Source organism: Propioniciclava sp. LT432 (genome assembly GCF_059515965.1).
This window is the reverse complement of the sequence record NZ_JCAKNE010000011.1, coordinates 54,384-67,433: the sequence shown is the minus strand read 5'-3', so window position 1 is coordinate 67,433 and position 13,050 is coordinate 54,384. Positions and strand designations below refer to the sequence as shown.

The window sequence follows — 13,050 nt, the reverse complement described above, 5'->3', positions numbered from 1 at the left end:
CTCCTTCGAACTCAGCTTGGTCAGCTGTCGAGGCGGTCTGCCGCGTGGGCACTCCGCTGGGGTGGGTGAGGAGTGTGAGGAGTGACGGGTGACGAGGGGGTTCCCGCACGTGTCCTGCGCTGGGCCGCGAGGCCGAGCAACAGCACGGTGAGCACGGCCGCGATCGGGGTCCAGACCAAGTTCTCCCACCGGGACTCGGACAGCATGTTCGCCACGGTGCTGAACCCCGTGAGCACAGCCGACACCGTCAGGACCACCGTGCGCCATCGTCGGGGCGGTCCGGCTGCCGTGAGGGCGAGTGCGAGGTAGAAGCAGGCAGTCGCCGCGCTCGCCCAGCGGAGACCGACCGGGAGCTTGCCCGGGAACTGGCCACCCCAGGCGCCGCGCCCCCACGGGGCGCCGAACGCCAGGGCGGCCTCGAAGACGACCAGGGCCAGGAGCAGGACCACCGCGACCACCCGGAGGCGTCGCCATGCCTGTTCCCCTCGGGCGCCGTCAGCGCTCATGCGCCCGACCACCGCCGGAAGACGAGGACGGAGTTGTGGCCGCCGAAACCCAGCGAGTTCGACATGGCGTGGGTCAACTCGCGCTCGACCCCGACGTTGACCGTGTAGTTGAGGTCGCAGTTCTCGTCGGGCACGCGGTAGCCGATCGTCGGGGGGATGAAGCCCTCCTTGACGGCCAGAGCCGCGATGATGCCCTCCACGGCTCCGGCAGCGCCCATGAGGTGGCCGGTCATCGACTTGGTCGAGCTGATCGGCACCTGCGGGTTGTCCTCGCCGAACACCTCACGCATGATGCGCGTCTCGTAAGCGTCGTTCAGCTTGGTGCTCGTGCCGTGGGCGTTCACGTAGCCGACATCGCTCGGTCCGATCTGCGCCTCCTCGAGGGCTTCCCGCAGTGCACGGACGCCTTGGGTCAACTGCGGGTCCGGGGCCGTCAGGTTGTAGGCATCACACGTCGACCCGTAGGCGACGACCTCGCCGAGGATCTCGGCGCCGCGCGCCCGCGCGTGTTCGAGTTCCTCCAGGATGACGGCACCCGCCCCCTCGCCCATCACGTAGCCGTTCCGCTCACGATCGAAGGGGATGGACGCCCGCGTGGGGTCCTCGGTCTCGGAGAGGGCCTTGATGGCCGCGAAGCCGCCGATGATGACCGGCGTGATGCTGGCCTCCGCCGCTCCGGCCAGCACCACCTCCGCGTAGCCGTCGCGAATTTCCTGGAACCCCTGGCCGATGCAGTCGCTTCCCGTCGCGCACGCGGTGACGATCGGGATGCACGACCCATTCGCCTGCACGCTCATCGCGACGTTCGCCGCCGCCATGTTCACGAGGTTGGTGGGGATCGTCATGCTGGAGACGGCCGAGACGCCCCCGGCCTCGTAGCGGGCGTGCTCAGGCCCGATCGTCCCACCTCCCACGCCCGAACCGAAGGTGACCGAGAAGCGGTCCCGATCGAAGCTGGCGTCCGCGAGACCGGAAGCCGCATAGGCCTCCTTGCTGGCAACGAGGCCGTACTGGGAGAAGCGGTCGAGCTTCATGGCCCGCATCTTGGAGAAGTGGTCCAGTGGGTTGAACCCCTTCACCTCGGCCGCGACCTTGACGGGACAGTCGGTGGCGTCGAACCGGGTCAGCGGGGCGATGCCGGATCGGCCCTCCCGCAACCCCTTCCACGTCTCCTCTACGGTGTGGCCCAACGGGGTGATGGCTCCCATCCCCGTGATGACGACTCGGCGGTCGCCGTTGGTCATGCGTCTCATCGCGTTCGCGAGCTGGCCGGCCGCGGCCGGTTCAGCCGACCTTCGCCGGGGCGGCCTCGACGGCATCGACCAGTTGGCCGACCGTCTTGATGTCGGAGTTCTCCCCGATGCGGAGACCCAGCGTCTCCTCGAACACGTCGATCAGGTTGAACAGGTCGATCGAATCGACTCCCAGGTCTTCATAGAGACGGGTCTCCGGCTGGATGGACGCGGCGTCGACGTCGAGGTTCTCGGCCAGCAACTGGCACACGCGGTCGTACATTTCTCTCCTTTGGATGGTTTGTGTCCCGATCGGCGGACGCGATCGGAGGTCGTGGGTCAGGCGCGCTCGAGGAAGCGTGCGGCCCCGAAGAAGCCGACCACGGCCCAGATGCCGAGCACGATGTAGCTGATGGGTCGGGCCTCGAACGTGGTGTGCGCGAGGCCGGCCCGCATGACCTCGGCCATGTGGTAGATGGGCAGCACCTGCTGGACGATCTGGAGCCACTCGGGCAGTCGCTCCAGGGGGAAGTTGATGGGCGAGAACATCAGCGAGGTGAACGCGATCACCTGGGAGAGGGCCATCGCGGCCTCGGCGGGCATGACGAACGAGTAGCCGTACCCGATGCCGAAGCACGCGAGCACCATGAGCACGAAGGTGGGGACGATGACCCAGGACACCGCGAATCCGGGTTCGTAGAGCAGGTGCGCGACGAAGACCGAAATGACGATGGCGGGCACCGTGACCAGGGCCCAGATGCTCACGTCGGCGATGAGGAACCACCGACGGCTGACCGGCAGGGCCTTGACGAAGTCGAGGTACCCCTCGATCTTCGCGCTCGCGTTCTGCATCGGCACGGTCACCAGGGCCGTCATGACGAGGACGATGGTGGGGGCACCCGTGGCGAGGTACAGCATGCTCGTCCGGTCCGGGGTGTCCATGAGGTAGGAGAAGCCGATCACCACGCCGAGGGCGATGATGATCATGATCACGCTGAACACCACGAGGTAGCCGCCTTGGCGACGTGCCTGCATCTCGAAGACGTGGGCCAGCTGGCTCTTCGCGGCACGGGTCTTGGTCTCGGTGACGGCGGGGACGGGATCCGCGGTCACCACCTGGGTCGCAGTCTGGTCGTTGCTCACGATTCGTCGGTCCTTCCAACGAGGTTGATGTACAGGTCTTCAAGGCTGATCTCGGTGAGCGCGTACTCACCGGAGCGTCCGTCCCGCTTGACCGCGGCGGCCCACTGCAGGGCCTCCGGGGCGTGGGAGCGGTCGAGGGTCACGATGAGCTGGCCGTCCTTGACCGTCGAGGAGGTGGCCCACGAGGGCGTGGACGGCGTGTCCACGCCGGGCAGGAGGGTGATCTCGAGCTTGATCCCGTTCCCCGCGAAGTCGTCCTTCAGCTCACGGCGATTCCCCTGCAGGAGGACGCGTCCGCTGTCGAGGATCGCCATCTCGTCGACGATGTTCTCGGCCTCGCGGATGTTGTGGGTGACCAGCACGACGGCCACGCCGGTCTGGGCGATGTCGCGGATGGCGCCCCAGAGGTAACGACGACGCACCGGGTCGACGTCGTTGGTGGGCTCGTCCAGCACCATCGCCTGGCCGGGCATGACGGCAGCCATGCAGAAGCCGGTCAGGCGCAGGATGCCGCCCGAGAGCTTGTTGCCCTGGACATCGGCCCAGCGGCCGATGTCGAGCTTGTCGAAGAGCTGGTCCATCGACCGGTCCGCCTCGGTCGGCGAGGCGCCCCGCAGTTCGGCCATGATCCGGACGACCGAGCGGGGGGTCAACTCCCCGAGCGGCGTCTTGGCCTGCGGCTGGACCGAGCACAGGTACCGTCCGCGCTCGGGCTTCTTCACGATGTCCTCGCCCGCGATCACGATCGAGCCCTTGTCCGGGTTCAGCAGACCCAGCATCTGGTTCACGATCGTGGTCTTGCCGGCGCCGTTGTGTCCGAACAGGCCGTACACCTCGCCCTCGCCCACACGGAGGCTGATGTTGTCGTTGGCCAGGGTCTTGTGGTTCCTGCTCTTGTACGTCTTGGTGATGTGGTCCAGTTCGATCACTGCCATGCTTTCGTCCTTTCAGGGGGTTGCTCAGGAGATCGCGGGCACGGGGCCGGCGAGCTTGGAGACCTCGTCGTCCAAGAGGGCGGACACGGTCTGCGAGTCGCCCCACCGCGTCAGGACCAACAGGTCCAGTTGGTCGCCGCTGATCTTGGCGACGCAGTAGCAGTCCGCGTAGTCGAGCTTCGCCTGCTCGTCGTCCAACTGCTCCAAGGTCATGTCCCAGATCGCGTCGTACTCGTCCTCCACCACGCCGACGAAGTTGAGCAGGCAGGACGTGCGGAACGTCCGGCCCATGACCTCCTTCGTCGCGGCGAACACCTTGCGGTAGCGGAGGAACGACCTCGCGTCGTGGATGAGGTTCAGGAAGCTCACGTTGTTCCGGTTCATCATGTCGACCTTCTCCCGGATGAGAGCCCGCATGCCCCCGCGCTTGTCGCGGTCGGCCGGGATGACGAACGGGAGCCCGCCCAGGAGCATCCCCATCACCTCGGAGTAGTCCTTGTCCTCGAAGACCCGCGACTGGAACAGGATGTCGCAGGGGACGTGGTCCACCCCGACCAAGCGGGCGACGAGGCGCGCGTACAGGTGCGTCACGAGCGAGAACAGCTCCAACTCGCCGTCGTCGCCCTCCCGGAGGTGGTCCAACCGCACCGAGTAGCGTGTCTGCTCGATGGGACGCCCCGCGTGGTGGGCGGCGCGCTGGCGCAGCAGCTTCGTGTAGTGGACGTAGCGGTCGAGCTCGAACTTCTCGATGATCTCGTCGGGGGTGATGTTGACCGGCCCCTTGTTGATCTGGTCCTGCAGGTGCCGGTAGCTCTTGGCCACGGGCATCGCCCGGACGGAACCGCCCAGGAGCTCGCGGTACCGCCGGATGAGGTCGCCGCGCAGGAGTTGTCCGGACGTCACGTCGAAGATCGAGTGGTCGAACTGGAACACGAGGTCGTGACGCTTCTCGTTGTACTTGAGGAGGAACATCTGGTACATCGGCTTGTCGACGACCTTGAAGTCCATGCTCCACTCGTGCTTCACCAGTGCCGCCGCGGCCTCGTCCTGCCGGCCGGGCTCGAGGCCGGAGACGTCGAGCTGCGGGAGCACGATCTCCATCGGGGCCTCGAACTCGCGCCACTGGAACTGCCCGAGGCGGCGGGTCAGGAAGCTGCGCATCAGGCCGTGGCGACCGATCACGTCACACATCGCCCGCTCGAGGACGGGGACGTCCAGCACCTCACGGAACTGGATGAGGTAGAGCTGCAGACGCACCTCCCCACGGAAGTGCTGGCGCTGCATGCCACTGATGGGATACGTCCACTTCGTGGGCTGGGCGGCGATCGAGGCGCGCAACTCATCCTGTGCGCGCTCGACCTCCCGGATCAGCTCGGGCGTCTCCGGTGTGGACGCGTTCGAGGCGGCGAGCAGGCCCGCGAAGTCGGGCTGCTCGCGGAACTGCGCCTCGTGGCGTCGGGGGAGGATGTAGTGGGGCTGCAGCGCCATCGGGACGCCCAGGTCCGCCAGGGCCCGCACCACGCGCGCCCGCACGTCGGCGTCCAGCCCTTCGATGAAGAGCACCACGAGCGGTTCGTCCGCCCCGTCGACCTCGATGACGGCTCCGCTGCACTCGGTGCCGACGGCCTCGGTGAGCTCGGCCGCGACCTCTTCGACGCTGCCGCCCTCGGCGTGCGTCCGGCCGCTCTGGGCCAGGAGGTGCTCCGCGAGGGACCGCAAGGTCGGGTTGGCGTAGACGTCGGCGGCCAGGAGGCGGTGGCCCTGGCGCTCCAGGGCCGAGGTGAACTGGACGAGCCGGACGGAGTCCAGCCCCAGGTCGAAGATGTCGGCCTCAGGGTCGACCTCGTCGTAGCCGAGCAGGGAGCCCAACTCGTGGGCCAACACCTGCTGGAGGGCCACGGCGTCGCCGTCGTCCGCCGTCGCGACGACGGGAACCTTCCCAGCCCCGACCATGCGCAGCGGGTCGGCCCCCAGGTGCCCGACGGCGACGCCGAAGCGGCTCATGAGCTGGAGGGAAGCCAGGCAGGACACGTCGGCGTTCTCCGGGCGGCCGTGCACGAACAGGCGAGAGCCACCGGCACGCCTGCCGGTGCCCACGGTCCCGACCAGCCACGCGGTCGCAGACGCCGGCCACGGAGCTCCCAGCGCCACCCCGGTGGGCGACAGGAAGTTCACCGGCACCGGCTCCGGCCGCAGGCGCCTGAAGGCGGCGTGCAGCGTCGTACGGGCCGCGAGGTCCCCCTCGTCCTGGGGATCGGTGGGGGCCGGATCCCAGACCACGACCTCGTCGAACAGCGGAAGCGTCACGGCCCGCGCACGGAGCCGGCTCGCGAGGGCTTCCGCGCTCCGGCTCGTCAGGGCGGGCAGCACGGTGGCGTTGCGGGGCAGTCCCGTCAGCTCCGGCACCGTCACGTCGGGGCCGACGTGGTACGGCTGGATCCGCACGGTGCCACCCTCGGCGCCACCGCGGAGCGTGGCCGCCACCGCGCGGAGCTGGTCCACCCGGCACAGCAGGAGCGTGCTGCCCTGGGGCACCGTGATCGCGGCCGCCTGCCCCACCAAGGGCTGGAGGGCGGGTACCAACCGGCGGCCGCGCTCGTAGCGGACGGCGACGTCGTGCGTGCCCTTCGGGCCGAGCTCGGCCAGCAGCGCCGTCCGCCAAGCGGTCTGGCCGTCACGCCTGGCCAGCGGCGCGTCGCAGCCCACGCTGGCGATGCGGGCCTCGGGGAACTCCAGGTTCAGCCCCAGCAGGAGTGCCAGGCGTTCGTCGTGGCGATCCGCCGGCCCGTCGTCGAGCAGGATCAGGGCGGGGGGCACGTCGACGGGCGCACGGGTCAACGCCTCGGCGAGGGAGCGCAGCGTGGCGTCCAACCCGGAGTCCGGGCCCCCGTGCACGAGGAAGGTGTCACCCAGCAGGGTCCGGGACCCCAGGTCGGTGACCAGCTGCGCGAGGTCTTCCGGGTGGCCCTTGCGCACGGTCGCGCCACGGTGCCCGCGGAAGGTGTAGCGATCGCCCATCTGGACCACGAGGGAGCGCCAATGGGGCACGCCGCCGAGGAGTCCCCTCAGGGCGGACGGGTCGCTCGTCAGGGCCACCACCGTGCGCGGGGTCTCCTGGGCGGGGTCGACCGACACCACGGAACTGGACCACACGGCGTGCTGCGGGCCGGCCACGGGAGGAGCGACGACGGTGGGGCGCTCGGCGAGCCGCTGGGTCGGGCGTGAGCTCGCGGCCCCGTCACCCCCTTGGCCGTAGTGCCGCTGGAACTCCTCGATGTCGATCGGGTACGGCGTGCGGTCGAAGGGGTAGAGGGGCAGCGCCACCTTGGCCGGGGTGCGTCCGGCGTGGAAGGCGCGCCAGTCCAGGGTCAAGCCGGCCTCCCAGAGCTTGCGGACGGCCTTCGCGAGGTGGGCGTCGTCCTCGAGCTCCTCCATCCGGTGCCGGAGCATGTTCACCGCCGTGACGCGACCCGACGTCCCGCAGTGTCGCGCGAAGGAGGACAGCGCCTTGCCAGGTCCCACCTCGACGAACACCGGGTCGTCGTCGGCCAGGATCGTGTCGATCCCGTCCTTGAAGCGGACGCATGAACGCAGGTGGGTGCCGTAGTACTCGGGGTCGGTGGCCTGCTCGGGCGTGATCCAGGTCCCCGTCACGTTGGAGACGTAGCGGATGCGCGGCGGGTTCAGCGTCATGCCGGCCAGCACCTCGATGAAGCGCGGCAGGATCACGTCCATGTCGGCCGAGTGGTAGGAGTGCGCCGCGGCGAGGCGGGTCACCGGGATGTTCCTCTCCACGCACCGCGCCTCGAACGCGTCGAGGGCGTCCTTCGGGCCCGAGATGGAGCAGTCCTCGGGGCTGTTCACGGCAGCCAGGGTCAGGTGCTCCCCCAGGAATTCCCGCACCACCGCCTCGGACGCCTTGGCCGTCACCATGCCACCGGGCGGCGTCTGGTCCATCAGGTTGCCGCGCGCTTGGATCAGCTTGATGCCGTCGGCCACCGAGAAGACGCCGGCCACACAGGCGGCCGCGAACTCGCCGGTCGAGTGCCCGATCATCGAGGTGGGACGCAGGCCCCACTCGATGAGCTGCTGGGCCATGCAGACCTCGAGGACGAACAGCATCAGCTGGGTCGTCTCGATGTTGTTGAGCTCCGCCTCGACCTCGGGTCCGTCACCCAGGAACAGGTCGAGCAGGTCCGCACGCCCCACGGCCGCGGCCTCGGCGAAGCACGCCTCGAGGCGCTGCCGGAACTGCGTCTCGGTGGCGTGGAGGTCGCGCGCCATGCGGACGTGCTGGGCGCCGAGGCCGCTGAACAGGAAGTACACGCCCCGGCGGTCGTTCTGGCCGGTGTCGACGGCCGCCTCGCCGCGGCGCAGCGACGCTTCGAGGCGACCGCGCAGGTCGGCCACGTCGGCGAAGTCCGTGGCGTAGCGGTACCGCAGCTTGCGCTGGCGGTTCTGGATGGTCCAGGCCACGTCCGACGGATCGAGCTCGGGGCGCTTACCGAGGTGGTCGGCCAGGCGGCTCTTCGCCGCCGCGAGCGCCTCGGGCGAGTGGGCGGCGAGGGTGAGGGTGTTGTGACGGCGTCCGGCGCCGGAGGAGAGGGGTGGGACGGGTGCCTCCTCGAGCACGATGTGGGCGTTGGTGCCCCCGATCCCGAACGAGCTGACGCCCGCGCGCAAGGGCTGCTGCCGGTCGTCCCCGGCGGGGCGACGCTGGAGCGTCTCCAGTTCCGACACGACGCGGAACGGCGTCTCATCGAGGGCGATGTTGGAGTTGATCGTCTTGAAGTGCAGGCTCGGCGGCACCGTGGCGTTCTGCAGCACCTGGATCGTCTTGATGAAGGAGGCCACGCCGGCGGCCGTGTCGAGGTGCCCGATGTTGGACTTGAGCGACCCGATCCCGCAGCTCCCGGGCTCGAGGGCGTCCACCGAGAAGGCCTTGCGGAGCGCCTCGACCTCGATCGGGTCGCCCAGGCGCGTCCCGGTGCCGTGGGTCTCGACGTAGGAGATGTCCGCGGGCTTCACCTGGGCGAGGCGCTGCGCCTTGCGGATCACGTCCGCCTGGCCCTCGACGCTGGGGGCGGTGTAGCCGACCTTGCGATTCCCGTCGTTGTTGGTCGCCGTGGACCGGATGACCGCCAGGATGCGGTCCCCGTCGCGGCGGGCGGCCTCGAGGCGCTTGAGCACCACGACCCCGACGCCGTTCCCCTCGACGGTCCCCTCGGCCTCTTCGTCGAACGCGCGGCAGTGGCCGTCGGACGAGTGGATCATGTTCTCCTGGTACAGGTACCCGTTCTTGTGGGGCAGGGTCAGCCCGCTGCCGCCGGCCACGGCCATCTGGCAGCCACCCGTGAGCAGGTTCCGGCAGGCGAGGTCGATCGCCACCAGCGAGGTCGAGCACGCGGTGTGCATCGTCATCGCCGGGCCGCGCAGGTTCAGCGCGTACGCGATGCGCGTCGCGGCGAAGTCCTTGTCGTTGAGCTGCATGCCCGCGAAGGTCGGCCCGCTCGCGAGGTACTTGCTCAGCGTATGGGCCTCCCAAGCGAGGTTGTTCGTCGCCCCCAGGAACAGGCCGATCGACTCGGTGCGCTCCTCGGAGGAGTACCCCGCGTCCTCGAGGGCGTGGAAGACCTCCTCGTGGAGCACGCGCACCTGCGGGTCCAGCAGGCGGGCGTCCGCCGGCGTGTAGTGGAAGAACGACGCGTCGAACGACTCCAGGTGCGGCAGGATCCCCTTGGCCCGGACGTAGTTCTCGTCCGCCAGGAGCGCCGCGGGCACGCCCATCTCCTCGAGCTCCTCGTCGGAGAAGCGGGAGATGGCGTCCACCCCCTCGACGAGGTTGGCCCAGAACTGCTCGGTGTCCTCGGCCAGCGGGAAGCGTCCCGCCATGCCGATGACGGCGACCTCGAGTCCGGTGTAGCGGTGGTCCAGCTGCAGGTCAGACATGCGCGTCCTCCTCGTCCATGAATTGCAGGAACAGCTGGCTCGCGGCCAGCGCGTCCTGTTCCGCGTCCTCCTCGGCCACCGTGTCCGGGACGTCCACGTCGTCCGGGGCACCCCGGTCCAGGTGGGCGGACAGGGCCGCGACGGAGGTGTGCTCGAAGAGCGCCTTGAGCGGGACGTCCCACCCGGCCTTCCTGAGACGGTTGTTGATCGTGAGCAGGCTCAGCGAGTTCATGCCGATGTCGAAGAAGTTCCCGTGCACGTCGGACACGTGCTCGCCCAGGACGTCCTCGACGATCTCCATGACGTGGCGCTGCGTGGGGGTGAGGTGGCGCAGGTCGCGCGGGGCCGCGCTCTCCGGCTCCCGATCCTGGTACCCCGCGACCAGCGCACGACGGTCCACCTTGCCGCTCTTGTTGAGGGGCAGGTCGTCCATGGGCACGACGCCGGTCGGCACCATGTAGGCGGCCAACTGACGGCCGAGCGCGAGGCGGACGTCGTCCGGCGCGAGGCCCTCGTCCGAGGCGTAGAAGGCGACGAGGCGCTTCTCCCCCTGGCGCTCCACCACGACGACGGCACCGTCACGGACGCCGGGGACGGACTGCAGCGCGATCTCGACCTCGCCGACCTCCACGCGGAACCCGCGGATCTTGACCTGGTCGTCGGCGCGACCGAGGTAGTCGAAGCCACCGTCGGGCGACTGCCGGACGAGGTCCCCGGTGCGATAGAGCCGACCGGGCAGCCCAGGCACGGTGACGAAGCGCTCGGCGTCCAGCTCGGGCCGCCGGTGGTAGCCCGGGGCCACGCCCGCGCCACCCACGCAGAGCTCACCGATGGCGCCCGGCGGCAGCGGGCGCAGACCGCGGTCCAGGACGAAGCCGGTCGAGTGTGCGACCGGGAGGCCGATGGGGATGCGGTCGCGCGACAGGTCCGCGGCGCGGACGCGGTGCGTCGTGGAGAACGTCGTGTTCTCGGTGGGGCCGTACCCGTTCGTGACCACCAGCCCGGGGCAGGCGTCCATGACCTTGGCGACGTGCTTCACCGACAGCGCGCTGCCGCCGATCAGCAGATGGTGCAGGGGAGCGAAGGCGTCCGGGTTCACGTCGACGAGCTGGTTGAACAGCGGCGCGGTGAGCCACAGCCCACGCACCTGCTCCCGGGCCAACACCTCGCGCAGTCGGACCACGTCGAGGATGTCGATCTCGTCGGGCAGCACCAGGCGGGCGCCGAAGAGCAACGCACCCCAGATCTCGAACGTGCACACGTCGAAGGCCGGCGAGCTGGTGAGCATCAGGGTCTCGGCCGCGTCGAAGTCGTGGAACGTCTGGTCGGAGAAGAGCCGGACGATGTTGCGGTGGGTGATGTAGCAGCCCTTGGGGCGGCCCGTCGACCCCGAGGTGTACATCATGTACGCGGTGGCGTCCGGCCCGGTCGCCACCCGCTCGAACCGGACCGCGGGGGCTCCGGTGGGGGACGCCACGAGGAGGTGGGGGGTGCCGGCGGGAAGCCGCCCGGCCAGCTCGGACACGGTGAGCACGCAGGGGGACTCCGCGTCCGCGAGGAGGAACTCGATGCGGGCGGTCGCCTCCTTCACCTCGATGGGGATGTAGTGGCAGCCGGCCTTCATCGCCGCGAGCATCCCGATGACCAGTTCGGGGCGCCGATCGGACAGCAGGCCCACCCCCTGACCGGGCCGGACGCCGCGTTCCACGAGCTGCTGGGCCACGGCGTCCGACCAGGCGTCCACCTCGGCGTACGTGTGGTGCATGCCGCGCCAGGTCAGGGCGACCGCGTCCGGGCACCGGGCCACCACGGCGTCGAACAGGTCGACCACCGTCGCCTCGGGCAGGGACGGCGCGGGGGCCGGCGCCGGCGGGGCGGCGATCGCCACCCGGGCCACCGGCGCGTCCGGCTGCTCGCACGCCGCCTCGAGGATCCGCACGAGCCCCTGCTCCACGTCCGCCATCAGGTCCGCGCTGTACGCGCGGGCGTTGTAGGCGAACGTGACGTCGAACGTCGTGCCCGGGTTGACCGTGACCGTCAGGTCGTAGCTCGTCTGCTCGACGTAGTCGACCCCGACGAACCGCAGGTCATGACCGGGCCCGTCGGAGAAGGCACGCAATTGGTCGGCCAAGGGGTAGTTCTCGAACGCGATGACGTGGTTGAGCAGGTTGTTCTTCAATGCGGTGTCGGACTGGATGTCGAAGAGCGGCGCATATTCGTGCGCACTTCCCCGGATGAACGAATCATGAACATTGCGCGCCACGTCGATGAACGAATCCTGCGGCTTGCATTGAATGCGCAGCGGTTGGGTGTTCACGAACAACCCGACCATGCGATCGACGCCTTCGATCGGAATTCCCCGACCGGAAACGACCGAGCCGAAGACGACGTCGTCCACGTAGTTGTAGCGCTGCAGCAGCACGCCCCACGCCGCTTGGAACAGGGCGCTGAGCGTCAGACGCTCCCGCTGCGCCACGTCGGACAGACCGGCGTTCACCGCGTCGGGCAGGGAGAAGCGGTGGACGGCGGTGGTGTAGCCGTCCGCGGGGGTCGCCGGGAGGACCGCGGGCTTCTCGTAGCCGTCCAACAGGTCGCGGAAGTGGTCACGCGCGCGCCGGGGGTCCTGGGCCTCGTACCACCGGACATAGTCGGCGTAGGGCGTCGGCTCGACCTCCTGGACGGCCTGCCCCGTGCTGACGTACTGCTCGTAATACCTGATCAGCGCGCCGAAGAGCGGCCCGAGCGACCAGCCGTCGAGGATGATGTGGTGGAAGCACAGGACGAGTCGCCAGTCCTCCTCCCCCACGCGGAGCAGCGTGGCGCGGAACAGTACGTCCTGCCCGAGGTCGAAGCCGCGGGAACGGTCGGCGTCCTTGATGCGGCGGACGGCCTCGTCGACGGACGCCGTCCCCCGCACATCCTCGACCACCAGGGGCGGCTCCCACTCACGCAGCACCAACTGGTAGGGGTCGTCGGTGTTGCGGAAGCTGAACACCGTCCTCAGTACGGCGTACTCGCGGGAGAGGGAGCCGAAGGCGCGGCGCATCGCATCCACGTCGACGGTGCCCTCCAGGGTGAAGTCGAATTGCTCGATGTAGGCGCCCGAATCGGGGTCGAGGGCATGGGCAAGGAGCATGCTCTTCTGCATGGCGGCCAGACCGAAGACGGTCTGGATGTCGGCCTTGTTGATCATGCTGTTAGCTCTTCCTTGACGCCGAGGGTGGGGTGAGGGGGTGTGGCGACGGTGGGCTTCGCGTGGAAACCTACCTGACGGCATGGAGGCGA

The 13,050-nt window shown here is 69.3% G+C and carries 7 protein-coding genes; all 7 read right to left on the bottom strand.

Annotated features, from left to right (window positions below; translation table 11 throughout):
* Positions 1 to 20: 20 nt before the first annotated feature.
* Genes AC5YDV_RS07580 through AC5YDV_RS07550 form a run of 7 tightly spaced genes read right to left on the bottom strand, consistent with a single transcriptional unit; the run spans position 21 to position 12,958 of the window.
* On the bottom strand, positions 21 to 506 hold the full coding sequence (locus AC5YDV_RS07580) for a hypothetical protein (protein ID WP_496182607.1): 486 nt from the start codon (positions 504 to 506) through the stop codon (positions 21 to 23).
* Positions 503 to 1,750: a beta-ketoacyl-ACP synthase II gene (gene fabF / locus AC5YDV_RS07575; RefSeq protein ID WP_496182606.1), complete on the bottom strand. Its 1,248-nt coding sequence runs from the start codon at positions 1,748 to 1,750 to the stop codon at positions 503 to 505. Before fabF ends, AC5YDV_RS07580 begins: the two co-directional genes overlap by 4 nt.
* A 40-nt stretch (positions 1,751 to 1,790) precedes the next feature.
* Complete coding sequence (locus AC5YDV_RS07570; protein ID WP_496182605.1) at positions 1,791 to 2,021, bottom strand: acyl carrier protein; 231 nt, start codon at positions 2,019 to 2,021, stop codon at positions 1,791 to 1,793.
* A 56-nt stretch (positions 2,022 to 2,077) separates the two neighbouring features.
* Entirely contained in the window at positions 2,078 to 2,881 is an 804-nt protein-coding gene (locus AC5YDV_RS07565) for an ABC transporter permease (RefSeq protein ID WP_496182604.1), read from the bottom strand.
* On the bottom strand, positions 2,878 to 3,816 hold the full coding sequence (locus AC5YDV_RS07560; protein WP_496182603.1) for an ABC transporter ATP-binding protein: 939 nt from the start codon (positions 3,814 to 3,816) through the stop codon (positions 2,878 to 2,880). Before AC5YDV_RS07560 ends, AC5YDV_RS07565 begins: the two co-directional genes overlap by 4 nt.
* A 24-nt stretch (positions 3,817 to 3,840) precedes the next feature.
* Positions 3,841 to 9,765 (bottom strand): beta-ketoacyl synthase N-terminal-like domain-containing protein, encoded by a 5,925-nt coding sequence (locus tag AC5YDV_RS07555; RefSeq protein WP_496182602.1) that lies wholly within the window; start codon positions 9,763 to 9,765, stop codon positions 3,841 to 3,843.
* Positions 9,758 to 12,958: a non-ribosomal peptide synthetase gene (locus AC5YDV_RS07550; protein ID WP_496182601.1), complete on the bottom strand. Its 3,201-nt coding sequence runs from the start codon at positions 12,956 to 12,958 to the stop codon at positions 9,758 to 9,760. The genes AC5YDV_RS07555 and AC5YDV_RS07550 overlap by 8 nt, the downstream gene beginning before the upstream one ends.
* Positions 12,959 to 13,050: the final 92 nt, after the last annotated feature.